The 20,631-nt window shown below is 67.9% G+C and carries 25 protein-coding genes; 11 read left to right on the forward strand and 14 right to left on the reverse strand.

Annotated features, from left to right (window positions below; all coding sequences use genetic code 11):
• Positions 1-2: 2 nt before the first annotated feature.
• From BMW75_RS12660 to BMW75_RS12715, 12 genes are all read right to left on the reverse strand, one after another.
• Complete coding sequence (locus tag BMW75_RS12660; RefSeq protein WP_092579708.1) at positions 3-641, reverse strand: HrpE/YscL family type III secretion apparatus protein; 639 nt, start codon at positions 639-641, stop codon at positions 3-5.
• Positions 611-1,267, reverse strand: a complete 657-nt coding sequence (locus BMW75_RS12665; RefSeq protein WP_092579710.1) for a SctK family type III secretion system sorting platform protein — start codon at positions 1,265-1,267, stop codon at positions 611-613. Before BMW75_RS12665 ends, BMW75_RS12660 begins: the two co-directional genes overlap by 31 nt.
• Positions 1,264-2,115 carry a type III secretion system inner membrane ring lipoprotein SctJ gene (gene sctJ / locus BMW75_RS12670; protein WP_092579712.1) on the reverse strand — a complete coding sequence of 284 codons (852 nt, stop codon included), beginning with the start codon at positions 2,113-2,115 and terminating at the stop codon, positions 1,264-1,266. Before sctJ ends, BMW75_RS12665 begins: the two co-directional genes overlap by 4 nt.
• Positions 2,115-2,543: a type III secretion system inner rod subunit SctI gene (gene sctI / locus BMW75_RS12675; RefSeq protein WP_092579714.1), complete on the reverse strand. Its 429-nt coding sequence runs from the start codon at positions 2,541-2,543 to the stop codon at positions 2,115-2,117. The genes sctJ and sctI overlap by 1 nt, the downstream gene beginning before the upstream one ends.
• A gap of 48 nt (positions 2,544-2,591) precedes the next feature.
• Positions 2,592-3,035, reverse strand: coding sequence for a tetratricopeptide repeat protein (locus BMW75_RS12680; RefSeq protein ID WP_092579716.1), 444 nt, complete (start codon positions 3,033-3,035; stop codon positions 2,592-2,594).
• 3 nt (positions 3,036-3,038) lie between these two features.
• Positions 3,039-3,500 (reverse strand): SycD/LcrH family type III secretion system chaperone, encoded by a 462-nt coding sequence (locus BMW75_RS12685; protein ID WP_092579718.1) that lies wholly within the window; start codon positions 3,498-3,500, stop codon positions 3,039-3,041.
• Between the two features lie 65 nt (positions 3,501-3,565).
• Positions 3,566-4,798 carry a type III secretion system translocon subunit SseC family protein gene (gene sctE / locus BMW75_RS12690; protein ID WP_092579720.1) on the reverse strand — a complete coding sequence of 411 codons (1,233 nt, stop codon included), beginning with the start codon at positions 4,796-4,798 and terminating at the stop codon, positions 3,566-3,568.
• A 26-nt stretch (positions 4,799-4,824) separates the two neighbouring features.
• Positions 4,825-5,709, reverse strand: a complete 885-nt coding sequence (gene sctB / locus BMW75_RS12695) for a type III secretion system translocon subunit SctB (protein ID WP_092579722.1) — start codon at positions 5,707-5,709, stop codon at positions 4,825-4,827.
• A 48-nt stretch (positions 5,710-5,757) separates the two neighbouring features.
• Positions 5,758-6,270 carry a SycD/LcrH family type III secretion system chaperone gene (locus BMW75_RS12700; protein WP_092579724.1) on the reverse strand — a complete coding sequence of 171 codons (513 nt, stop codon included), beginning with the start codon at positions 6,268-6,270 and terminating at the stop codon, positions 5,758-5,760.
• Positions 6,271-6,304: 34 nt separating this feature from the next.
• Entirely contained in the window at positions 6,305-6,598 is a 294-nt protein-coding gene (locus BMW75_RS12705; protein WP_092579726.1) for a Btc22 family type III secretion system chaperone, read from the reverse strand.
• Positions 6,599-6,633: 35 nt separating this feature from the next.
• Positions 6,634-7,233 carry a hypothetical protein gene (locus BMW75_RS12710; protein WP_092579728.1) on the reverse strand — a complete coding sequence of 200 codons (600 nt, stop codon included), beginning with the start codon at positions 7,231-7,233 and terminating at the stop codon, positions 6,634-6,636.
• Positions 7,234-7,415: 182 nt separating this feature from the next.
• Complete coding sequence (locus BMW75_RS12715) at positions 7,416-8,141, reverse strand: hypothetical protein (RefSeq protein ID WP_092579730.1); 726 nt, start codon at positions 8,139-8,141, stop codon at positions 7,416-7,418.
• Between the two features lie 321 nt (positions 8,142-8,462).
• Here BMW75_RS12715 and sctW point away from each other — a divergent pair, with 321 nt between their 5' ends.
• Genes sctW through BMW75_RS12755 form a run of 8 tightly spaced genes read left to right on the forward strand, consistent with a single transcriptional unit; the run spans position 8,463 to position 14,734 of the window.
• On the forward strand, positions 8,463-9,470 hold the full coding sequence (sctW, locus tag BMW75_RS12720; protein WP_254792000.1) for a type III secretion system gatekeeper subunit SctW: 1,008 nt from the start codon (positions 8,463-8,465) through the stop codon (positions 9,468-9,470).
• On the forward strand, positions 9,467-9,847 hold the full coding sequence (locus BMW75_RS12725; protein ID WP_092579734.1) for a type III secretion system chaperone family protein: 381 nt from the start codon (positions 9,467-9,469) through the stop codon (positions 9,845-9,847). The genes sctW and BMW75_RS12725 overlap by 4 nt, the downstream gene beginning before the upstream one ends.
• Before the next feature lie 22 nt (positions 9,848-9,869).
• Positions 9,870-10,277 (forward strand): type III secretion apparatus assembly protein SctX, encoded by a 408-nt coding sequence (locus BMW75_RS12730; RefSeq protein ID WP_092579736.1) that lies wholly within the window; start codon positions 9,870-9,872, stop codon positions 10,275-10,277.
• A gap of 7 nt (positions 10,278-10,284) precedes the next feature.
• On the forward strand, positions 10,285-10,641 hold the full coding sequence (locus tag BMW75_RS12735) for a type III secretion apparatus assembly chaperone SctY (protein WP_092579738.1): 357 nt from the start codon (positions 10,285-10,287) through the stop codon (positions 10,639-10,641).
• An 8-nt stretch (positions 10,642-10,649) separates the two neighbouring features.
• Complete coding sequence (sctV, locus tag BMW75_RS12740; protein WP_092579740.1) at positions 10,650-12,743, forward strand: type III secretion system export apparatus subunit SctV; 2,094 nt, start codon at positions 10,650-10,652, stop codon at positions 12,741-12,743.
• 25 nt (positions 12,744-12,768) lie between these two features.
• Complete coding sequence (gene sctD / locus BMW75_RS12745; protein WP_092579742.1) at positions 12,769-14,136, forward strand: type III secretion system inner membrane ring subunit SctD; 1,368 nt, start codon at positions 12,769-12,771, stop codon at positions 14,134-14,136.
• Positions 14,137-14,177: 41 nt separating this feature from the next.
• Positions 14,178-14,456 (forward strand): hypothetical protein, encoded by a 279-nt coding sequence (locus tag BMW75_RS12750; protein ID WP_092579744.1) that lies wholly within the window; start codon positions 14,178-14,180, stop codon positions 14,454-14,456.
• A gap of 11 nt (positions 14,457-14,467) precedes the next feature.
• Positions 14,468-14,734 carry an EscF/YscF/HrpA family type III secretion system needle major subunit gene (locus BMW75_RS12755; RefSeq protein WP_092579746.1) on the forward strand — a complete coding sequence of 89 codons (267 nt, stop codon included), beginning with the start codon at positions 14,468-14,470 and terminating at the stop codon, positions 14,732-14,734.
• Positions 14,735-14,759: 25 nt separating this feature from the next.
• Here the strand turns inward: BMW75_RS12755 and BMW75_RS12760 are convergent, their stop codons facing one another.
• The gene (locus tag BMW75_RS12760) at positions 14,760-15,200 is read right to left on the reverse strand and encodes a type III secretion system chaperone (protein ID WP_175493159.1); all 441 of its coding nucleotides are present in this window, start codon (positions 15,198-15,200) and stop codon (positions 14,760-14,762) included.
• 163 nt (positions 15,201-15,363) lie between these two features.
• Between BMW75_RS12760 and BMW75_RS12765 the strand changes: the two genes are divergently transcribed.
• The gene (locus BMW75_RS12765; protein ID WP_092579748.1) at positions 15,364-16,290 is read left to right on the forward strand and encodes a hypothetical protein; all 927 of its coding nucleotides are present in this window, start codon (positions 15,364-15,366) and stop codon (positions 16,288-16,290) included.
• Complete coding sequence (locus tag BMW75_RS12770; RefSeq protein WP_092579750.1) at positions 16,287-18,062, forward strand: patatin-like phospholipase family protein; 1,776 nt, start codon at positions 16,287-16,289, stop codon at positions 18,060-18,062. Before BMW75_RS12765 ends, BMW75_RS12770 begins: the two co-directional genes overlap by 4 nt.
• A gap of 22 nt (positions 18,063-18,084) precedes the next feature.
• On the opposite strand, the gene BMW75_RS12775 is transcribed toward BMW75_RS12770, so the two are convergent.
• Positions 18,085-19,563: a glutamate-cysteine ligase family protein gene (locus BMW75_RS12775; protein WP_092579752.1), complete on the reverse strand. Its 1,479-nt coding sequence runs from the start codon at positions 19,561-19,563 to the stop codon at positions 18,085-18,087.
• A 559-nt stretch (positions 19,564-20,122) separates the two neighbouring features.
• Between BMW75_RS12775 and BMW75_RS12780 the strand changes: the two genes are divergently transcribed.
• Positions 20,123-20,503: a hypothetical protein gene (locus BMW75_RS12780; RefSeq protein WP_092579754.1), complete on the forward strand. Its 381-nt coding sequence runs from the start codon at positions 20,123-20,125 to the stop codon at positions 20,501-20,503.
• The last annotated feature ends 128 nt before the right edge of the window (positions 20,504-20,631 follow it).

The following is a 20,631-nucleotide window of genomic DNA, read 5'->3' on the forward strand; positions in this document are numbered from 1 at the left end:
GGCTAGATCCGGCTGCCCAGCGTGCGCTGGAAGGCCTGCCGCAGCGCCTGGATCTGGCCTTCCAGGCTGGCCTCGACCATCCCGATCTCGCTTTCGAGGATGCAGGCGCCCCGCGCCAGGCGTCCGTCGGCCAGGATGTCCAGGTAGCCCACCCCCGGATAGGCGGCCAGCAGATCGTTGATCTGCTCGCGCACGGTGTCGACTTCCGCGGGGTTCAGCCGCAGCGTCATCTGCTTCTGGTTGCGCACCACGGCCAGCGCGTTGCGCACCACCACCATGACCTTCTCGCGGTCATCGAAGCCGTCCACGACCTTGCGCACCGCGGCCATCACCAGCTCCACCATTTCATTCTCGACGCCGGCGAAGTACTCCACGGTGCGGCCGACGGTTTCGATCATCTTCTCGGCCTGGTCCAGCAGGGCCGATTCGCGCCCCTCTTCGTAGCCGCGCCGGCTTTCGGCATCGAAGGCGGCCTGCGCGCCGCTGAGGATGGCGTCCGCCTGCTCGCGCGCCTGCGCCAACAGCGCCTCGGCGTCGGCCCATGCGGCCTGGTCCGCCGCACGCAGCACGCGCGCGCCGGGGTCGATCCGTCCGGCCAGGGCGCGGGGCGTCAGCGCAGCGCGGGGAATGAGGAATGCCATACAGGGTCCGTATTCTTCAGTATCGCCAGCCCGAGCGACAGCGCTTCAGGGGCAGGCAGGGGAGCGTCCGCTTGCGGCAGCTCCGGCAGTTTCAACTCGGCGCGCAGCACCACCTGCGGGCCCGCGCCGCTCAGCGCGGCGCGTAGCGCCGCCTGTCCCAGCGTTTCCACGGCGTCGGCCGCCCGTTCGACCGGCCACGCGGCGCTTTCCGCAATGCCGGCATGCAGCCCGCCCGCCGTGCGGCGCGTGAACGCCATCAGGTCGTCGCCCAGGCGTTCGATCAGCAGCCGGACCTCGTCGCCCGCGATGGCGCGTCGCAGGCGCGGTCCGCACAGCGCGGCGCCCATGCGCCGGGCGCATTGCGCCAGCGCGTCGGGCGGCAGCAGCGCCAGCGCCAGCTCCGGCCGGCCGGGGTCGGCCGCAGGGCGATCCGCCAGGCCCAGCGTGCGCAGGATGTCGCGCGACCAATGCCGGTGCCACGACGCGGCGAGCGCGGGCGCGGCGTGCAGCGCCTGCAGCGCGGCCGGCGCGCCGAACGCGGCGTGGCGGCTCGGATGCAGGGTACGGCTGGGCAGCAGGTTGAACGCAACCAGCCTGCGATCCAGCCCGCTTGCCGCCAGCGTCATGACCCGCGCGCCTCGGCCGCGGGTTCGCGGCGCACGCGCACGCCCGCCGCCGGACGCCCATAGCGCCACAGCAGCGCGCCGATCGCGCCGGCCAGCCCCAGCACCAACAGCGCCAGCGCGACCAGCAGCACGGTCAGCGACGTGGCCGACCCTTCCGCGACCTCGAAGCCCAGCACCTGGCGCGTGGCCGCGGCGCCGGCCGCGGCGGCGGCCGACGGCTGCGCCGACACCAGCGCGATGGATACCCGGTCCTCGGTCAGGCCCGGGATGGCGTGGGTCACGAGCTTGCGGATCTGGGGCTGCAGGGCGTCCAGCGTATAGCCGGCCTGGTGCTTGATGAACACCGCGGCGGTGGACGGCGTGGTGTTCTCGCCCACGCCGCCGCGCTCCGGCAGCACCACGTGCACCCGGGCCGCCAGCACGCCGTCCATCTGGGACAGCGTGTTGGTCAATTCCTGCGACAGCGCATAGATATAGCGCGCGCGCTCTTCCATCGGCGAGGACACCAGGCCTTCCTTGCGGAAAATCTGGCCCATGCCGTCAAACCGTTCGCGGGGCAGCCCGCGCGCGCGCAGGATGTCGAGCGCGCGCGCCACCTGCTGCCCGTCGACGGAAATTGCCACGCCGGCCTTGGTGGTCGTCTTTTGCGCCGACAGTCCCGCGTCCAGCAGCACGGACAGGACCTCGTTCGCCTCGCTTTCGTTGGCGGCGGAAAACAACTCGACGCGCGAGCCGCACGCGGCCAGCACAAACAGCAGCGCCAGCGCCAGAAAGCGCAGGCGGCCCAACGCCGCCAGGACCGGCCCGCGCGCGACGGCGCCGGAAGACATGCTTGCAACGTATGGCATTACGACATCCTGACGAGCGAATCGATGTTCTGCGTGGTGCGCGACACAGCCTTGCTGACCATCTCGTAGTTCACCGACACCTGCAGCAGATCCGCCTGCAGGCGCATCATGTCGGCCACGTTGGGCTGGCTGCCCATGGCGTCCAGGCGGCCGGAGATGCCCTGCCACTTGTCGGCGTACTCCGTGGTGGTGGTGCGCAGGCTGGACAGGATCTGGTTGCCCAGCGTCTGCGGCGCGGCGTCCACGGGCGGCGCGAACGCCGTCTGCAACGCGGCCTGCAGCCCGGACAGCGGCGGCGCGGCGCCCGGCTCATCGACGGCCGGCGCGTTCATGACGGCGTTGAACCGTTCGGTGGCCAGTTGCGCCGGTGTCGTGGCCGGCGTGTTCAACACGGGCGGCAAGGCGGCCGAAAGCGCGGCGATTTCCATGTTCCCTAACTCCAGTGATCAAGTTGACGAGCGGCAGCGGCGCACATGTCAGGCGCCCTCCCGCGGCAGGCCGAGCAGGCCGCGCGCCAGCGTGGCGCCCTCGCCCTCGCCTTGCGCCACGGCTTCCAGCAGGCGCCGGCTTTCGCCGTTGCGGCCCGCAAGTTGCAACGCGAAGCCGCGCCAGGCATCGAGCAGCGCGCGCTCGCCCGGATCGGCAAGCACGGCCGACTCCAGCAGCGCGACGGCTTCCGGCGCACGCGCGGCGTTCATCCACGCGACCGCCAGGCCGATGAGCGGATAGGCGACTGCGGGCCGAAGGCGGCGCAGGGCCTTGAATATGGTCTCGGCGCGGGCTGCGTCGCCCGCGCCCGCGGCCAGGAAGCCGACCTCGGTCAGCAGTCTGGCATCGTCCGCCGCAAGCACAAAAGCCGTCTCCGGAGAGACGGCTTGGGCCGCGCCGGCGCGGGCCGGCGGGGTGGCGCTATCGTTCATGGTTCATGACGCGGCCTCGCGCGTGACAAGTTGTAGAAGCGCCGTCGCCCGCACCCGGACGTCCTCCGGCGTGTTCGGCGTGCACAGCAATTCCAGCGTGCGCCGCGCCCGGTCCATCTGGCGCATCGCCAGGTGGCATTCCGCGATGCGCAGGGCGGACGGCAACGCGTCGGGATGCAAGGTCAGGACCAGCGAATAGATGTTGATCGCCTCGTCGGCCCGGCCCAGCATCTGCAGGCACACGCCCAACCCGACCAGGTAGTGCTTGCGGGTCGGACCATACTGAGCCAGAAAGGCAAACATCGGCAGCGCCTGGGCATACTGTTCCTGCGCCACGTGGGCGTAGGCCAGCGCGTACACGACTTCGAGTTGCTCGGAAGTCAGCCGGCGGCTGGACGGCAGCGATTCCATGCCGCGATACAGCGCCTCGCCAAACTCACTGCGTTCAAATGCGGTGTCAGCCATTTCCAGTCCTTGCTGCGTATTCGATTGCCGGCCGGCGCCGGGTGCGACTATCGGTGCGTGGTTCATCAGACGGCCATCCGCTTGCCGATGTTCGCCGTGATCTGGGACATGCTGTCCGCCGTCCCGTTGATCATCTGCGACACCGTGCGCAAGCCCTCTTCCATCTGCTGGATCACCTTGGTGATCTCCTCGCGCGACTCTTCCATGCGGGCCTGCAGCTTGCGGGTGATGGCATCCAGCTCCTTCTTGTCGGCCTGGATGTTGTCCGCCTGGTTCTGGGTCTTGGCCACGTCCATCTTGATGGAGCCCTGCGCGATTTGCGTGGCCCCTTGCGTGATCTGGCCCACGGCGCCCACGATGCGCGCCGCCGTGCTGACCGAACTGGCGCCGGCGGTCACGGCGATGGTGACCACGCCCACGGCGATGGTCGCGGCCATGGCGAAAGCCATCGTGATCGCCATCGACGTCTTCTCGTTCGCGCCCGCCAGCTCGGCAATGCCGCCCGCCAGCCCGCCGATCAGCGAGGGTTCGATAAGCAGCATGGCGGGAGACGAAATCCCCACCAGGCCGGCGACGACCTTGCCGATGCGCTGGGCCGTCTCTTCGCTGACGCCGCAGGCTTGCAGGAACTTGCTGGCAATCGTGGTCATCAGGTTGCCCAGGCTGATCTCAGGCCCGCCGCACTCCTTCGACACCTGGTCCGCAAGCGCCACGGTGGAACCGATCAACGCCATCACCGCCAGGGCCAGCAGCGGTGCGCCCGCGCCGCCGGACGCCACGGTGCCTGCCGCCAGCACGCCCACCGCGATTGCCGAGAACACCAGCGCCGCGATCTTGCCGATCCAGCCGAAGATCTTGCCCAGCACGCCCTTGCGGTCGGCTTCCTCGCACTTCTTGACGTAGTCCTGGATCTTCTGAAGCTGCGCCTCGTTGTTCTTTTCCATCTTGGTGCGCGCAACCGACAGGCTCTCCTTGGCGCTCGCCACCTGGGCCTCGTCGGACTTGGAGCGGATGCTGCGCAGCAGGTCGATCATGTCGTTGGCCGAGAACGACTGCGGCGGCGGCTGCAGCGCGGGCGCGCCGTTCGCGTTGAACACGCCATCGCCGCCGCCAGCGGACGCGCTCTTGGCGCCGGGCAGCGTGCCCGCCATGCCCACGAAGGCATCGAGCAGCTCGCGGACCTTGGTGGCCCCCGCGGCGCCCTGGAGCCCGGACGCGTCCGTGCCCGGCATTGCGTCGCCGGCGGGCAGCGGGATGCCGGCGCCGACGTTGGGCGAATTGGAAGAGATGGAGCTCATGTCGAAATCCTCTACGGCGCGCAGGCTCAGATGTTGCGGGCGATGCCGCGGTTGGTTTCCATGCGGGACTGCTCGATCGCGCCGAGCTTTTCGCGCACGTCGCGGATCACGTCCATCATCTGCTGGGCCAATTCCGAGGCCTGCTGGGTGCCGGATTCGTGCACCTTGGCCTGCGCTTCCAACTCGGCCTTCTTCGCATCGTGCTCGGCGGCCTTGCGCTCCTGGCTCGCGTTCACCATGGAGCCGATGCCGCTTGCGATGCCCGAGAGGCCGCCGCCCATGTCGGACTGCTTCTTCGCCTGCGACTCGGCGAACTGCCCCCCGGCGGCCAGCGTGCGGCCCTGCATGATGCCCGAGCCCACCTGCGCCAGGCCGCCCGCAATCTGGAACGCCCCGGCCGTCATGGCGCCGATCATGCGGTCCTGCGCGGCGTTGCGGATTTCCTGGGCGGCGCTCTTGAGCGTGTTGACCTGGGCCGTCATTTCGGCCTGGCGGACTTCGCGCGCCGAGGTCCGCATGGTTTGCGCCAATTGCTGGAACAGCGCCATGAAGGCATACAGATCCATCTGCACGTCCTGCTCGCCGAACGCGGAGAGCTGGCTCAGCGTGGCCGACACATCGGCGCCAAGCTTGCCCTCGGGCGCCGGAAGGTCCCGCGTCGCGCCGTTGGATCCTTGCAGCAGCGTGTCCGACATGGCCGCGAGCTGCGCGGCCAGGGCGGCCGTGTCGCCCGGCCCCTGGAGCGCCGCGAGCTCGGCCATCAGCTTCTGCTTGATCGCGTCGGTTTCCGCGTTGAGCTGCTTGGCGTTGCCGCCGAGGTTCTTGATCAGGTCGGACGGCGCCGACTTGGTCAGGTCTTCAAGATTGCGCGGCGGCAAGGCGCCACCGCCGCCTGGGGGAATGCTCGTCATGGAATGGCTCCAGTTTCAGCGTCCGGCGCCTTCGGGCGCCGACAAAGTTCAGGCTTGCGGATTTGCCAAGGCGCGGCGCAAGACCTCCGCGCGGGCGGCCAGCGTCGCGTGCTGCGCATCGCCGTCGCACATTTCGGCGACGGCATCCAGCGCCTCGATGGCCTCATCGCGCCGCCCCATCTCGACCAGCGACTCGGCGCTGTGGTACAGCGGCGCGGGGTCCAGCGGATTGGTGGCGATGGCCGGCAGGTACTGGCGCATGGCGTCCTCGTGCCGTCCCAGCATCTTGCTGGCCGCGGCAAGCGCCAGGCCGAATCGCGGCTGCGTGTGGTCGTAGGACACCAGCGCCGAAAACACCTTGAAGGCTTCGCTGTAGCGCTGCTGTTCATACAGCGAATAGCCCAGCGCGTACATCGCCTCCAGTTCGGCGGGCGTCAGGCCCAGCACGTCGCCAAGCTTGCCGCCCTCGCGCAGGTAGCTGGCCAGGCCGCCCGTGGCCTCTTCCATGGCCGCGGCCACGTTCTCGGCCAGCGCCGCGTTTTCTTTGGCGTCCAGACTCATGTCGCTCTCCTCGTTCCCCTGCGCCCTGGCGTCATCACACCATCGGACGCATTTTCTTCACGCCGCCGGTCGGCGCGGCGGCAAAGCTCAGGCGCGCCATTTCCTGGGCGACTTCGCTCTCGATGGCTTCCATGTCCTGGCGGAACAGCGCCTCTGCCTCGGCTTTTTCCTTCGGGCCCAGGCGCTCGGCCGTCACGGCGCGGACCTTTTCCGGATCGAGCCCCTGCTCGCGGTAAAAGTCGTCGGACTGCTCCAGCGCGCGGCGGGCATCGCCCAGCACGCGTTCGGCTTCGGCGTGGATCTGTTCGGGGGTCTTTTTCTGGCTCATTTCTTGGTCGCGATTCGGAATGTGGAGGAATGGGATCAGCGCATGTTGCCGATGATGGACGAACGGCTGTCCTGCATTTTCTTGACGAAGTTCGTCATGACGTCGAACGCTTCATTACGCTTGTTCGACATGCTCTGAAGACGGGACATGTCCATCTGCTGCGTGTTCGACAGGGCGTCGACCTGGTTCTTGATGGCCTGGATGGCGGTATCGATGCTGCCCTTGGTGACCTTGCTGATGCCGCCGTCGATCTGCAGCTTGTACTTGTCGGTGTTCAGGTCCATGCCGGCCGCATCCATGGCCTTGAACATGGCGTCGCGCATCTGGTTGTAGCGGTTGTCGTTTTCCGAGCCGGTCTTGTTCCAGTCCGGAATGCCGCCGTCTTCCATCTTCGTGTTGCCGTCCTTGCCGGACTTGAACAGGCCCGCCAACGCGTTCAGGCTGTTCATGGCGTCGTTCAGCTTGCCGATCTGCTCGTTGCGCTTCTGCACTTCGCTGATCTGGTTCTGCAACTGCGCGTCCAGCAGCTTGACGCGCTCACCCTGCACCATCATCAACGCGGTCTCGATATCCATGCCGGACAGGTCGATCTGTCCAATACCCGCCGCGCCGTTAGCACCGTTTACCGTGGTCATTCGCTCATCTCCAAGATTTCTCGCCATCCGCCGCGATCCCGGGGGACCGCACCGGGGGGCCGTGCCGGCCAGCCCCCGCTCACCGTGTGAGTAACCGGCCCCTGCCGGGAGTTCCACGCCGTCCGGGACTTTTTGTCCCTTTCCGCGCGGCGCGGGCGGGCGCGCCTGCCCGCGCCGGGGAATCAACGCATGTTGCCGATGATGCTGGAGCGGCTGTCCTGCATCTTCTTGATGAAATTGCTCATCACGTCGAAGGCCTCGTTGCGCTTGCCGGTCATGCTTTGCAGACGCATCATTTCCATCTGCTGGGTATTGCCCAGCGCGTCCACCTGGTTCTTGGCCGCGGCGATGTCGCTCTTGTTGGTCTCGACCGTGGCGGCGTTTTCCTTGATCTTGGCTTCCAGATCGGCGACCTTCGTGCCAATCTGGTCCACCCAGCCCTGCACCACCCGGCCCTTGGCGTCCATCGTGCCGTTCTGGTCCACGTCGCGCGGCGCGTCGTCACCGGCCGGGATCGCCAGGCCGGCGTCCTGGATCTGTTTCAGCGTCGCGTGGGACAAGGCGTGGTCGTCGCCCTGGCCCCAGGACAGGCCGTACCAGCCTTCGGGATTCGGGCACTTGCTGGCTGCGAGGCGGCCCTGCAGGTCCTTGAGCTCGGCGATCTGGGCCTGCATGGACACGTTCGAGGCTTCCAGCTTCAGGTTGTCCGCCGACTTGGCCGTCATGGATTCATTCAGGCTCGCCATTTCCGCGTTGCGTGCGTTCACGGAGTCGAGCTGCGAGCGCAGCGCGTCTTCCAGCAACTGGCTGCGTTGCGTCTGAACCGCCATGAGCGCCGTTTCCAGATCCATGCTGGACAGATCCAGCCCCGCGAGACCGCCCACACCCATTCCCGTTACCGACGACATTGCCTTCTCCTTGAATTGATTACGTCACCGGCGGATGACCTCCCCCGGAGCAAGGGTTAACCCTGCACTCGATCTACCTGGCCGCCGCGCAATCGCCCGCCGTCGCCACCCCGTGTTCGTAACGGTTGCCGTGCCTTGGTTCCACGCGCCGCGGATGGAACTTTTTCCGCCGTCCCGTTACTACCCCCTGACTACGCGCGGCCTGTGCAGGCCGCCCCCACGCCCCCTATGAACCGTATCGAAGCTGGACTCCCTTCTTCCGCCTTTTCCTCGACGACCTCGCACGCCGACGTTTCGCACGGCCAGCAGCAGGTCGGGACGATGCTCGGCCAAACCGCGGTCGCCGTGGCGGGCGAGTTTTCGCTGGCTGACTCCGCGGAGGAACTCAGCTTGCACATGGCCGAGAAGACCGAGGACAAGCATCATTCCGAGCGCAAGATGCGCGGCGAGGCGCCGTTGCAGTTGATGAGCACGGAGGCCATCCTGGCCTACATGGCCGAGACGCACGATGCGGACGCCCAGGAAAAGCTGATCGAACTGGCGCGCTCCCTGCTGGACGGCAAGGGCGACCCGCGCCAGGCGGCGGGCAAGGCGTTCGGCGACGTGTCCCAGCAGTACCTGGCGCTGCAGTACGCGCTGCGCCATGGCGAAAGCGAGGGTGCGCCCGAGGACGTGCTGGACGGATTGCGCGAGGCGCTGGCCGACCTGGAACTGGAGAGCGGCCCGCAGATCCGCGCCGGGCTGAACACCGTGGGCGCCGCCCGCGCCTATGCCCCGGACAGCCAGGGCGTGGCCGACTTCCAGCGCACCTATCGCGACGTGGTGCTGGGCGAGTCGTCGCTGGCCAAGACGCTGGCGCTGGCGCTGGAGCGCTTTGGCGGCAAGGACGTGGGCCGCGGCCTGCAGCAGCTGATCCTGGCGCTGGGCCAGGATCTGGCCGCCGCCCGCCCGTCCAGCAGTCCGGACCGCCTGCAATCGCTGGTGCAGGACCTGTATCAGCTCGGCACCGCGGTCACCGTGCTGGACGGCTGCGCCGAACTGGGCGCCAAGCTGAAACGCGACCATGGCGCCGCCATCGAATCCGAGCGCCTGATGCAGGACCTGGTGAACGTCAGCAACGAAAAATGGGTATCCGAAGCCCGCTTCTCCGGCCTGGCCGGCTCCCACGGGGTCGCCACGGTGGAAGGCCGCATCGCCTTCCTGGGCGGCGTGCGCGCCGTGCTCAAGGACCTGCCCGTGCAGGTCTACGCCGACGCGGACACGCGCCAATCCGTGCTGAACGCCGCGCAACAGGCCCTGGACACCGCCATCGACGAGGAATACGAATGAACAGCCTGGACCGCGCGCTGCGCGCCTTCGGCGAAGACATCGGCCTGCCGGACCTCACGCTGGGCGCGGGCGGCAACCTGGCCCTGCAACTGGAATCGGGCCGGCGCGTCGCCATCGAACCCTCGGGCGAGGAGGTGCTGGTCTACGTGTCGGAACCCGTGCCCTACGACGCGCCCGATCGCCTGGTCCGCGCCTGGCGCCGCGCGCATTACTCGCGGCAGGACGACTGGGCGGTGCAGGCCGCGCTGCGCGAGCAGGATGGCGTGCCCAGGCTGCTTGCCTTGACGCGCCTGCCCGGCGCGGACGCCAGCGGCGACCGGCTCCGGCAGGCCGTCGATTACCTGTCACGCTGGCTCGACGCCGCGCGCGACGATTGACCTCAGGACACGGAGACCCGATATGTCCGACATGCGCATCAACGGCCTGGCCTTCGACCGGGGCATCGACAGCATTTCCTATGCGGGCCGCGAGACCGGCGGCCAGCACCTGCCCGAACGCCACGAGCTCACGCCGCCCGCCGACGGCGTGCGCGCGCAGCTTGCGCAGATCCTGGACAAGCCCAATACGGCCCGCTACCTGGACGAACAGCTCCGGCCCGCGCTGGAGAACCGCGACCTGCTGATGCCCGGCAAGTTCCAGCACGCCCTGCAATCGGCGCTGGACGGCCTTGCCGCGGCGGCGGAACAGACGCAGAACAAGAACGAGGACGCCGCGCGCACGCTCAACCGCGCCCTGCGGCTGCTCAAGGACGAGGCCGGCCTGCGCGACCTGGTCGCCATGTACCGCAGCGCGCTGTATCAGGGATGAGAACGGAATGCCGTTGAACCACGAGGCCCGTGAGCTGCTCAGCCTGCTGGCCTATGTCTACCTCGAGAACAACCGACCGGAGAAGACGGCCGTGCTGCTGAACGCCCTGCGCGTGCTGGGCCAGGCCGAGCCGCGCCAGCTCGCCGCCCTGGCGTTGGCGCAATTGCGCGCCGGCAAGCCCGAGACCGCGCTGTCCACGCTGGACGGCCTGGCCATGCAGGGCGGCATCGACGCCCCCTTTCACCTCATCCGCGCCCAGACCCTGCTGGCCCTGGAGCGGCGGGACGAGGCCGCCGCGGCCATGCGCGCCTATGTCGCGATGCGCCCCGCCAACGCCTTGCCCACCGAAACAGAGCCATCCTGAGCCGCACCATGCAAGCCCTCAACCGCGCCGTCGCCGTCGCCACCAGCCGCAACGATATCGTCCTGGCGGTACTGATCGTCTCGATCATCTTCATGATGATCCTGCCGCTGCCCACCACGCTGGTCGACGTGCTGATCGGCGCCAACATGACGCTGTCGGCCATCCTGCTGATGGTCGCCATGTACCTGCCGTCGCCGCTGGCGTTCTCGTCCTTTCCGTCGGTGCTGCTGGTCACCACGCTGTTCCGCCTGGGCATCTCCATCGCCACCACCCGCCTGATCCTGCTGCAGGGCGATGCCGGCCACATCATCGAGACCTTCGGGAACTTCGTGGTGGGCGGCAACCTGATCGTGGGCCTGGTGGTGTTCCTGATCCTCACCATCGTGCAGTTCGTCGTGATCACCAAGGGCGCCGAGCGCGTGGCCGAAGTGGCCGCGCGTTTTTCGCTGGACGCCATGCCCGGCAAGCAGATGTCGATCGACGCGGACCTGCGCGCCGGCACCATCGACATGGACGAAGCCCGCAAGCGCCGCTCCGTCGTGGAAAAGGAAAGCCAGCTCTACGGCGCCATGGACGGCGCGATGAAGTTCGTCAAGGGCGATGCGATCGCCGGCCTGATCATCGTGGCGGTCAACCTGCTGGGCGGCATCCTCATCGGGACGATGCAGCGCGGGCTTTCCGCCGGCGAGGCGGTGCAGGTCTATTCCATCCTGACCATCGGCGACGGCCTCATCGCGCAGATTCCCGCGCTGTTCATCGCCATCTGCGCCGGCATCATCGTCACGCGCGTGCAGACGGGCGACGGTCCCTCCAACGTCGGCAAGGACATCGGCGCGCAGGTGCTGGCGCAGCCGCGCGCGCTGCTGATCGCCGCCGCCATCGCGGTCGGCATGGGCCTGATCCCGGGCATGCCGACATTGACCTTCCTGGCCCTGGCGGCCGTGGTCGGCACCATCGGTTTCGTGCTGCTGCGGGGCACGCGCAAGGTCGTGGATGAAAAGACGGGCGAGATCACCGAGATCCCCGCGCTGGCCGCCGACGGCCAGAAGCCGGCGGCCAAGCCGCGCAGCGACGGCAGCGCGGAGTTCGCGCCCACGCTGCCGCTGATGATCGACGTCGCGGCGCATCTGCAACGCAGCTTCGACGCCGACGAGCTGAACGAGGAACTGCTCAAGATCCGCCGCGCCCTGTACTTCGACCTGGGCGTGCCGTTTCCCGGCATCCAGCTGCGTTTCAACGACGCGCTGCCGCAGGACACCTACAACATCCTGCTGTCCGAGGTGCCGGTGTCGCAGGGCAAGCTGCGCCCCGGCGCGGTCCTGGTGCGCGACACGGAACAGAACCTGCAGGCGCTGCAGGTGCCGTACGAAACCGACAAGCGCTTCCTGCCCAACATTCCCACCATCTGGGCATCCGCCGACCTGTCACCCACGCTGACCGCGGCCGGCATCCCGTTCCTGGACCCGCACCAGGTGCTCACCTGGCACCTGGCCTTCGTGCTGAAGAAATACTCATCCGACTTTATCGGCATCCAGGAGACCCGCTTTCTTTTGACAGCGATGGAAGACCGCTTCCCCGACCTGGTCAAGGAGGCGCTGCGCGTGATGCCGGTGCAGAAGATCGCCGAGATCATGCAGCGGCTCGTGTCGGAAGACATATCCGTGCGCAACCTGCGCGCGGTGCTGGAAGCGCTGATCGAATGGGGCCAGAAGGAAAAGGACACCGTGCTGCTCACCGAGTACGTCCGCGTCTCGCTCAAGCGGCATATCAGCTACAAGTATTCGACGGGCCAGAACATCCTGCCCGCTTACCTGCTTGCCCCGAACGTCGAGGAAACCGTGCGCGGCGCGATCCGCCAGACCTCGGCGGGCAGCTATCTGGCGCTGGACCCCAACGCGTCCAAGAAGCTCGTCGACAACATCAAGCGCGCCACCGGCGACCTGAGCGCCACCGCGCAAAAGCCCGTGCTGCTCACGTCCATGGACATCCGCCGCTACCTGCGCAAGATGATCGAACAGGATCTGTACGAGCTGCCGGTCCTGTCCTATCAGGAACTTACCCAGGAGATCAACGTGCAGCCGCTGGCCAGGGTGGACCTGTGAACGCGCGCGCCATCGGAGGCCCGGCATGAGTGACGCGGTCGAACTGCGCGTGCTGAGCGGCCTGCACCGCGACGCCCGTTGCCTGGTGGAGGATGGCGCGGTGCTCGGCGCCGACCCGGCCTGCGACATCGTCCTGGCCGATGACGGACTGGGTCCCCGCGCCGCGCGCGTGCGCCTCGGCACGAATGGCTGGGATCTCGCGCTGGACGACGGCCAGGCCGACGTCCCCTGCGCCACGCCGTGGAACCGGCCCACGCCGCTGGGACCGGTCTGGATCACGGTGGCGCGCCGCGACTTTCCCTGGCCGCGCGTTCCCGACGCGGCCAACGCCGCGCCGGGAACTGGGGAAACGCCCGCGGCCGCGGCGCCCGTCGCGGCCGGCATCCTCAAGGCGGACACCCCCGAAACCCTGGACGCCGCGCCTCTGCCTACGGCCGACGAGGACAGCCAGCTCGAGCGCCGACTGCCCCTGCCGCCCGCGCAAGGACGCCGGCGCAAGCGCGATTCCTGGCCGATGGCGCTGGGCCTGGGCGCGGTGCTGCTGACGATCATCGTGGCGATCTCGCTGGCGCTCATTCCGCCCTCCACGGCCAACCGTGCGCCCACGCCCGATCCACGTCTGGCCGCGGCCGAGAAATCCCTGGGCCAGATATCCGCGGTGTTCGAACGCATGGGATTGGCGTCCCGGCTGCACGTGGCGCTGTCGCGCGACGGCACGGTCACCGTGTCGGGCTGGGTGCGCAACGCCGCCGAACAGGACGCCGTGGCCGCCGCCCTGTCGCAGATCTGGCCGATGCCCGCCCTGCGCATCAGCAACGAAGACGACGCGGTGCGCACGGCCCGCGAGGCGCTGCGCGCCTTCAACGTCAAATACGAGCCGCGTTACCAGGGCGATGGCCGCCTGAACATCGCCGGCATCGCCACCAGCGCGCGTGAACGCGCGTCCGCCATGGACGCGCTGCGCGCGCAGTTGCCCGGCATGACCGTGCTGGGCAACGACATCGTGCTGACGCAGCAGGTGAGCGACACGTTCTCCAGCCAGGTGGTGGATGCGGGGCTTTCCGGCATCACGCTCGCCTGGAAGGCCGATCATCTGGACATCGCGCCCGGCGCGCTGGACGACGACCAGCGGCAACGCCTGCAGGAACTGGTGGACGATTTCAACAAGCAGTATTTCGGCGTGGCCAGGATCGCGGCTGCCGGCCCGACGACCCCAGCCGACAGCGTGCCCTTCGTGATCCGCAGCGTGGTCGGCGGCCCCCAGCCGTTCGTGGTGCTGGAAGACGGCAGCAAGCTGCTCGTCGGCGGCGTCTACCGCAAGTACCGGCTGGTCGCCGTGGAGAACACCCGCATCATCTTCGAGGGCCCGCGCAGCGCCATCGTGACGCGCTGAACGCCCCGGCCGCTATCGTTGCCTATCGGAAACCGTTGCCCATGAACACGCCCACCGCCCTCACCGAACTGGAACAACGCCTGGCCGCCCCCGGCGGCGCGGAGCTGGGCGCTGCCCTGATCGCCCAGCTGGCGCGGCTGGAACACGCGGCCCGCAACAGGATGGACGCGGGCCTGCCGCCCGCGGCCTTCCAGGACTGCCTGGCGGTGGCAAATGCCGCCCAGGCGGCCCACGAGGTCCTGGCGCAACATCCCTCCCTATCCTCAACGGATGCCGGCGCCCCGATGCCGCCGTCCGGATTCACTTCCCTGTCCCGCTAAGGAGACTTCGCATGGCACTCAACGGCCTCACCGGCTCGTCCGGGCTGAACTTCAATTCCGTCAACAGCACCATCTACGACAGCATCCGCACGCAGGAAACGAACCTGCAATCGACGCTGGCGAACATGCAGACCAATGCCGACGGCAGCGTGTCGCAGGCCCAGATGCTGCAGATGCAGCAGCAGATCCAGCAGTGGACGATGATGATCGACATCCAGAGCACGATCACCAAGCAGATCGCGGACTCGCTGAAGGGCGTGATCCAGAAGTCGAGCTGACGTAAGCCGGGCGGCGCGCCGCCCCTTACACCGACTGCATCATGAAGGCGGGATTGCGCCGCAGCGCATCCACGTCGGGTTGCGCGTGCGCGCTGCGCTTTTCCCAGGCCTCGACCTGGCCGAGCAAGGCGTCGATGGCGGCCAGCAGGGTGTCCGCGCGGCACTCCGCGCGCGGCACGCCCAATTGCAGGTGCATGCGCCCGTCCGGCGCGGCGCAGGCGACCACGCCGCCGCCCGCCTGCATGAAGTTGCTTTGCGCGGCCAGCATGGCCAGCGCGTTATCCATCTTGCCGCCTACCCCGCACGACAGCAGGATCTGCGCGCGCGCCCCGTGATCCATGAGCTGCACCAGGTGCCGGCCATCGAATGCAAGCTGGCACAGGCCGCCTTCTGCGGGCGCCAGGGCGGGAATGCCCAAGGCCTGGCCGAGTTCGGAGAGTATCCGGGCGAATAGGGGATCTGACACGGTAGCGTTGGGGCCGGGGCCGCGCGATCGAAGCGGCGTCGCAGGCGCGGGAGCGGGAGAAAAGAGCCGCCCATCTTACCCGCGTTCAGCGCATCGGCCAATCGGGGGAACTCATGGGGGACCTCCCGTTACTCACGGTTCAGGTTCCACTCCGTGAGGCCCCATGGCACACAATCCGATATCCGACATCGCGCAGGCCGCCGCTGAATACACGCACGCGGCCTTCAACTCGCCCGCCGACGGCGCGCCCCCCGCGCAATGGGCTGCGCCGCTGGATGACCAGCATCGGCTGGGCATGGCGATCAACCCGAATGACGGCAGCGTCGTCCTGACGGCCTGGCGGCGCGGCTTCAACGATGCGCCCGACACCGACGACCTCGCGGGCGAGGCGTTGCTGCGTACGAGCTTCGACACGCGCCTGGGCGCGGGGCTCATCGGCGGCATCGCCCCCGAACTGGGCGCCAGCCTGAGCCTGCCCCTCTACGCCGCCTGCGACGCCCCGCCCCTGCAGGCCGCGGCGGACGCGCTGCTGCGCGAACTGGACCGCATGGAAAGCGCGCCCGCCGACGACGCCGCCCCCCTGCCCGTCGTGCCGGCCGATGCCCGCGCCGTGCTGGGCGACGCGCTGCGCGCCGAGCGCGACCTCGCGCGCTTGGCGCAAAGCTGCGGCGTCGATGCGCTGCCCGCCGGCGCCCGCCATTTCGACGTGCTGTTCGATGACCTGCCGGGCCGCGTCACGCTGCACCCGTCGAACCGTTTGCTGATCGTCGACTTCTTCGTGCACGACGCCGTCGCGCTGCAAGGCAGCCTGCGCCGCGCCGTGATCAAAAGCGCGCTGCTGATCAACCAGAATGCGCTGCGCGGCCACGCCTTTGTCGTCGGCCTGGACAGCCGCGACTTCGTAACCACCACGGGCCGCATCGCCCTGGAGCGCCTGGACGACGACATCTGGCCGCGCTGGCTGCAATACCAGGTGACGCAGGCGCTGGAGACGCGCGGGCTCGTCAAGAGCCTGTCGCTGCAAAACGCGGACATCTCGTTTGGCGGCGCCGGCGGCGCGGCCACGGTCGCACCGGGAGAACTGGCATGACGAACATTTCCAGCCACATCCAGAACAGCGCCAGCGCACCCGCCTGGCAGGCGCCGGTACAGACGCCCACGTCGCTGCTGGGCCAGCTCAAAGGCCTGTTCGTCACGCCCGACAGCGGCGCCACCCACGTGCAGGCGGCCAAGGACTCTTTCGAACAGTATTTCCTGCAGGAAACCAGCGCGCTGGCCGGCATGATGGGCCCCAAGGGCATCGAGAACTTCGCGGGCGACGTGCAGGCGAAATTCGAATCCATCGTGCAGCGCACGTTCGATGCCCTGCCGCGCAAGGAAGACGGCTCGGTCGGCGGCAAGGACTTCGCCACCGCCATGAAGACGGCCGGCTCGCAGGCCGCGCAGGCGCTCGACCGCCTGAAAGTGGACGCCGCCCGCAACGAACTGCTGGCCAATCTGCGGCCCGCGGACACGAGTCCGCAGATCATTCCGCACAAGGGCGGCTTCGTGGTCATCCGGCCGGCGCCGCAATTGGAAAACCTGGTGCTGCGCGGCGGCGGCGCCAAGGGCATCGGCTACAGCGCGGCGCTCGACCAGATGGAAAAGTCCGGCATGATGGCCGGCCTGAAGAACCTGGCTGGTTCGTCGGCCGGCGCGCTGACCGCCACATGCCTGGCCTGCGGCCTGTCGGCCTCGGAATTCGAAAACGGTCCTGCCGACGCGCTCTTTCGTCCGGGCGTCCTGGACGCGCTCAAGGGCGGCGCCGATCTGACCCGCCTGTACCCCGACCTGCAGATGGAAGGCGGTCTGGCCCCCGCGGTGGCCTCGTTGAAGGTCGTGGACCAGACCAGCGCGAACAGCGTGTCGACCTACCTGAACAGCGCGTGGAACGACGCCGCGTTCCAGGCCAAGCTCCAGCAGCTCGATCCCGTGGTCCAGGTGCGCCTGGACGAACTGCGCCAGCCGCAGAATTTCGACGACAACCGCCAGGGCAAGATGGTGACGTTCGGCGACCTGAAGGCCCTGCACGAGTTGGCGCCCGAGAAGTTCAAGAACCTGACCTTGACCGGCTGGAACAAGACCGACCAGAAGGAGGTTTACTTCGACGCGAAGACCGCGCCCGACATGCCCGTCGCCTACGCCGCGCGCATGTCGATGGCCTTCCCCATTGCCTTCAAGGCCGTGTCGATTGATATGGACGGCGGGAAAAAGGTCTTCGCCGACGGCGGCATCGGCAGCAACATGCCATCCGAAGTCTTCCTCAAGCCCACCGACGCCACCGGCGCGCGGGTGCAACTGGACGCGGACGCCAAGGGCCAGATGCAGGCGCGTACCCTGCTGCTCACCTTCGACGAGAACGGCAAGGGCTACCAGATCATGCACGGCGGCAAGCCGGAAGCCAAGCCGCAGGGCGTGCTCGACAAGGTCAAAGCCTTCTTCGTCAACCTGATCACCAGCCATCCCGACCAGGCGGGCGCCAACCTGAAAGACCAGAAGAAGGTGTGGAACGCCGGCCCGAATGCCCTGCCGGTCTTCCATGGGGAGATCAGCACGCTCACGTCCAACATCAGCGACCAGACGCAGCACCAGGCGCACATGCTGAGCGCGTGGAAGGCGCTCGAGCAGATCGATGCGCGCACGCAGCAGGCCTACTCCACGCGATGCGACTCGCTGGAAGAGGTGGCGGCCCTGCTCAACCCGGACGAGAAGCTTGCCCTGCAATCGCTGTCCAATCCGGATGCGCAGCAGGCGCGGCTGCTGGCGCTCATCAACGGCCTGGGCAACAGCGCGCCGCCCCCGCTGACGATGCTGCAGGTCTAGCGCTGGCCGGGTGGCGCCCGGGTCAGAGCGGCAGCACCGCCCTGGCCCGGCACACCGCGGCAAGCCGCCGCGTGTCCGCCGCGTGCCCGCGCCACAAGCGCAACAGGCGGTCGGCGCCGGTGCTGCGGCTGTCGACCACGTAGCGGGCATAGTCCAGCCAGCGACGCTCGCCGGCGTCCAGGCTCGCCTGCGCCACCGCCAACGTGTCGCGCGCCAGCGCGCACACGGCATCGTCATCCAGCGCATCGCGCATGGCCACCGCGCGCAAGCCGCGCAGGCGCAGCCAACCCCACTCGCGCATCAGGTCCTCGGCCGCATCCAGATTGCGCATCAAACCAAGCTGCAACGCGGACGGCGCCATGACCGTGGTGGCAGCCACCGCCTGGCCAGCCTCGCGCACCAGCTGCTCGTCGGCAAAGCACGCACCGGGTGCGCGGCCTTCGATATAGCCGACCACGCCAAGACCGGCATAGAGTTCCTCGATGCCGCCCGGCCGCCGCCATGCTTCGCGCAGCGCGGGCAGCGGCGGCGGCGACGCCAGGCGATAGCGCCAGCGCGCATCCAGAAAATGCGCGAACTGCGAATACTCGAAATGTCCACCGTGCGGCGCCACGGTCACCGACGCGCCGGTATCGGTGCGCAGCCCGGGCCAGCCCTCCGACGCGATAAAGCGCGACAGCGACGGACTGCCCTGCAGATACACACCCACGGCCGACTTGTACCCGTCCTCGAACGCAAGGGGCAGACAACGGCTTGCCGTCTCCGGGCCGAACATCCAGCGGAAGTAATCGCCCAGGTCGGCGAAGGGACGTTCCGGGAGACGCTGCAGATAATGATCGCCCGCGTAGCGCGAATGGCGGAACATGCGGTCCCACACCGTCAGCCGGTTTTCCTTGAATCCCGTCTCGCGCCCGTTTTCCAGCGGACTGTTCGCGAAGATCGCCACGCTGGCCGGCGCCAGCGCCAGCACCACGTTCAGCGCGCGCGCCGCCTGCCGCACATCCACGGACGTACACGGACTGTTCTGCGCCTTGGCATCGATGCCCACACGATGCAGCCATTCACGGTGCCCCACCAGCTCGCGATAAATGGGGCGCGGCACCTGCACCGACGCATACCAGGCGGGGTCCAGCGTGCAGGCGGGATGCTCGGACACGTTCAACACCGTCGCGCCCTCCGCCTCCAGCGCCGCCTGCGCATCGTCCAGCTCGCGCCGCACGCGGCGCCCCAGCTCGGCCAGCCCGCCCTCGCGCTCGGACACCGGCGCGAACGCGGTCTCCAACAGATTGAACCCGTTGTCCAACCCGCTTTCGCCCGCCGCCACCGACACGCCCACGTCTCGCCCCGCCAGTTGCGACAGACCCGGCGATTCATCCCGCATCGCCTTGATCGCCGCCAGCCGGGCGAAATAGCCGGACACCGCATGACTCGCGCCCGTATCCCGCCGCGCAACCGCCATCTCCATCTCCAGGCCCAGCGTCTGCCCGGCGCGCGCGATCATCGGCCCGCTCCGGCGCGGCGGCACGCGGCTGGGCGGCTCGGAACAGGGGGGTAGTGGGCGGGCATGGCGGTTTCTCTGTCAACAAAACACGATCGTTCGTGCTTAGTAACAGGAAAGGGCCCGCCGTTCCCATCGCGGCGGATGGCGTCTGGAGGGGCACCTTGCTTGCATTCCCCACCGGTGGGCAGCGGCGCGTATTTCCGCCCAAGCAAATTTCAGACTTCGCTGATGGCGGGTTTCCGCGTGCTCCGTAGACTCAGGCGGCAGGATTGCAGGAGGGGAAAATGCGAGCAGAAGAGATGGTTGGGGCGGGCAAGCGGATCCTGGATGCGGGTGCCGCACAGCCAGGCGCGGGCGAGATACTACACCGCGTTTGCCAGCACACCGACACCGTCGTGCCCACTTGGCGCGGAACTCCACCATGCCGCTGTGCCTCACGCATTGACTGTTGAAAGACTGCTTCAAATGATCGACGCAGAACCGCTGCCTTGGGGCACCCACAGACGGCAGGCGAAACGCGAACATCGCTGCGCCGCACAATAGCCGAGTCGAGCTAACAATGCGCTATCTGAAATTTATATGCCGCACTGTCTGGGTGTATTTCCTCGCTTGGTTCTTGTTCATGTGGCTTTGCAGTCCCGTCGTGGCGTTGCATTATTCCGCCACTGCCACTGAAACCATCGGCTTTTTTTTGGATACTGAATCAAGCATTACGAAGCGCGACTTGTCGCCGGGAGAGTCGGCATTCATTCCCACCGCCATGAATCCGCCTTCCGACATGTGGGTCACGCTCTCCTTCCCCGTCGCCAGCAGAGACGTCCTTCACTTCACTGAACCATTCAGCCGGATGGACGTGTACATCGGCCTCGGAGCCCGAATCGAAAGGACCGAAATCCGGCACGCCTTTTTTGCCCGTTTCTCCGCCCCCGCGCTTCCATGACCAGTGGCATAAGTAAGCAGTACTAGTCCGAAACGGGCAATCTCGTCGATCAAATCCGCCATTTCGTCGAAAACCGCTTGGGTGTTGCTAGTTGAAACAAGAAAATCGTTTTCTTTTGATGGCCCTGT

Origin of the sequence: Achromobacter sp. NFACC18-2 (genome assembly GCF_900108985.1) — a bacterium.
Classification (GTDB): domain Bacteria; phylum Pseudomonadota; class Gammaproteobacteria; order Burkholderiales; family Burkholderiaceae_B; genus Achromobacter.

What these genes read in the sequence shown, in the direction of transcription:
- sctW (WP_254792000.1), top strand. Translation starts at nt 8,463, where the DNA reads ATGCTCGGCCAAACCGCGGTCGCCGTGGCGGGCGAGTTTTCGCTGGCT.
- BMW75_RS12730 (WP_092579736.1), top strand. Translation starts at nt 9,870, where the DNA reads ATGTCCGACATGCGCATCAACGGCCTGGCCTTCGACCGGGGCATCGAC.
- BMW75_RS12765 (WP_092579748.1), top strand. Translation starts at nt 15,364, where the DNA reads ATGGCACACAATCCGATATCCGACATCGCGCAGGCCGCCGCTGAATAC.
- sctJ (WP_092579712.1), bottom strand. Translation starts at nt 2,115, where the DNA reads ATGCCATACGTTGCAAGCATGTCTTCCGGCGCCGTCGCGCGCGGGCCG.
- BMW75_RS12775 (WP_092579752.1), bottom strand. Translation starts at nt 19,563, where the DNA reads ATGATCGCGCGCGCCGGGCAGACGCTGGGCCTGGAGATGGAGATGGCG.
- BMW75_RS12715 (WP_092579730.1), bottom strand. Translation starts at nt 8,141, where the DNA reads ATGTCGTCGGTAACGGGAATGGGTGTGGGCGGTCTCGCGGGGCTGGAT.
- sctV (WP_092579740.1), top strand. Translation starts at nt 10,650, where the DNA reads ATGCAAGCCCTCAACCGCGCCGTCGCCGTCGCCACCAGCCGCAACGAT.
- BMW75_RS12710 (WP_092579728.1), bottom strand. Translation starts at nt 7,233, where the DNA reads ATGACCACGGTAAACGGTGCTAACGGCGCGGCGGGTATTGGACAGATC.
- sctB (WP_092579722.1), bottom strand. Translation starts at nt 5,709, where the DNA reads ATGACGAGCATTCCCCCAGGCGGCGGTGGCGCCTTGCCGCCGCGCAAT.
- BMW75_RS12725 (WP_092579734.1), top strand. Translation starts at nt 9,467, where the DNA reads ATGAACAGCCTGGACCGCGCGCTGCGCGCCTTCGGCGAAGACATCGGC.
- BMW75_RS12750 (WP_092579744.1), top strand. Translation starts at nt 14,178, where the DNA reads ATGAACACGCCCACCGCCCTCACCGAACTGGAACAACGCCTGGCCGCC.
- BMW75_RS12660 (WP_092579708.1), bottom strand. Translation starts at nt 641, where the DNA reads ATGGCATTCCTCATTCCCCGCGCTGCGCTGACGCCCCGCGCCCTGGCC.
- BMW75_RS12735 (WP_092579738.1), top strand. Translation starts at nt 10,285, where the DNA reads ATGCCGTTGAACCACGAGGCCCGTGAGCTGCTCAGCCTGCTGGCCTAT.
- BMW75_RS12755 (WP_092579746.1), top strand. Translation starts at nt 14,468, where the DNA reads ATGGCACTCAACGGCCTCACCGGCTCGTCCGGGCTGAACTTCAATTCC.
- BMW75_RS12770 (WP_092579750.1), top strand. Translation starts at nt 16,287, where the DNA reads ATGACGAACATTTCCAGCCACATCCAGAACAGCGCCAGCGCACCCGCC.
- sctD (WP_092579742.1), top strand. Translation starts at nt 12,769, where the DNA reads ATGAGTGACGCGGTCGAACTGCGCGTGCTGAGCGGCCTGCACCGCGAC.
- BMW75_RS12680 (WP_092579716.1), bottom strand. Translation starts at nt 3,035, where the DNA reads ATGAACGATAGCGCCACCCCGCCGGCCCGCGCCGGCGCGGCCCAAGCC.
- BMW75_RS12705 (WP_092579726.1), bottom strand. Translation starts at nt 6,598, where the DNA reads ATGAGCCAGAAAAAGACCCCCGAACAGATCCACGCCGAAGCCGAACGC.
- BMW75_RS12780 (WP_092579754.1), top strand. Translation starts at nt 20,123, where the DNA reads ATGCGCTATCTGAAATTTATATGCCGCACTGTCTGGGTGTATTTCCTC.
- sctI (WP_092579714.1), bottom strand. Translation starts at nt 2,543, where the DNA reads ATGGAAATCGCCGCGCTTTCGGCCGCCTTGCCGCCCGTGTTGAACACG.
- BMW75_RS12700 (WP_092579724.1), bottom strand. Translation starts at nt 6,270, where the DNA reads ATGAGTCTGGACGCCAAAGAAAACGCGGCGCTGGCCGAGAACGTGGCC.
- sctE (WP_092579720.1), bottom strand. Translation starts at nt 4,798, where the DNA reads ATGAGCTCCATCTCTTCCAATTCGCCCAACGTCGGCGCCGGCATCCCG.
- BMW75_RS12685 (WP_092579718.1), bottom strand. Translation starts at nt 3,500, where the DNA reads ATGGCTGACACCGCATTTGAACGCAGTGAGTTTGGCGAGGCGCTGTAT.
- BMW75_RS12665 (WP_092579710.1), bottom strand. Translation starts at nt 1,267, where the DNA reads ATGACGCTGGCGGCAAGCGGGCTGGATCGCAGGCTGGTTGCGTTCAAC.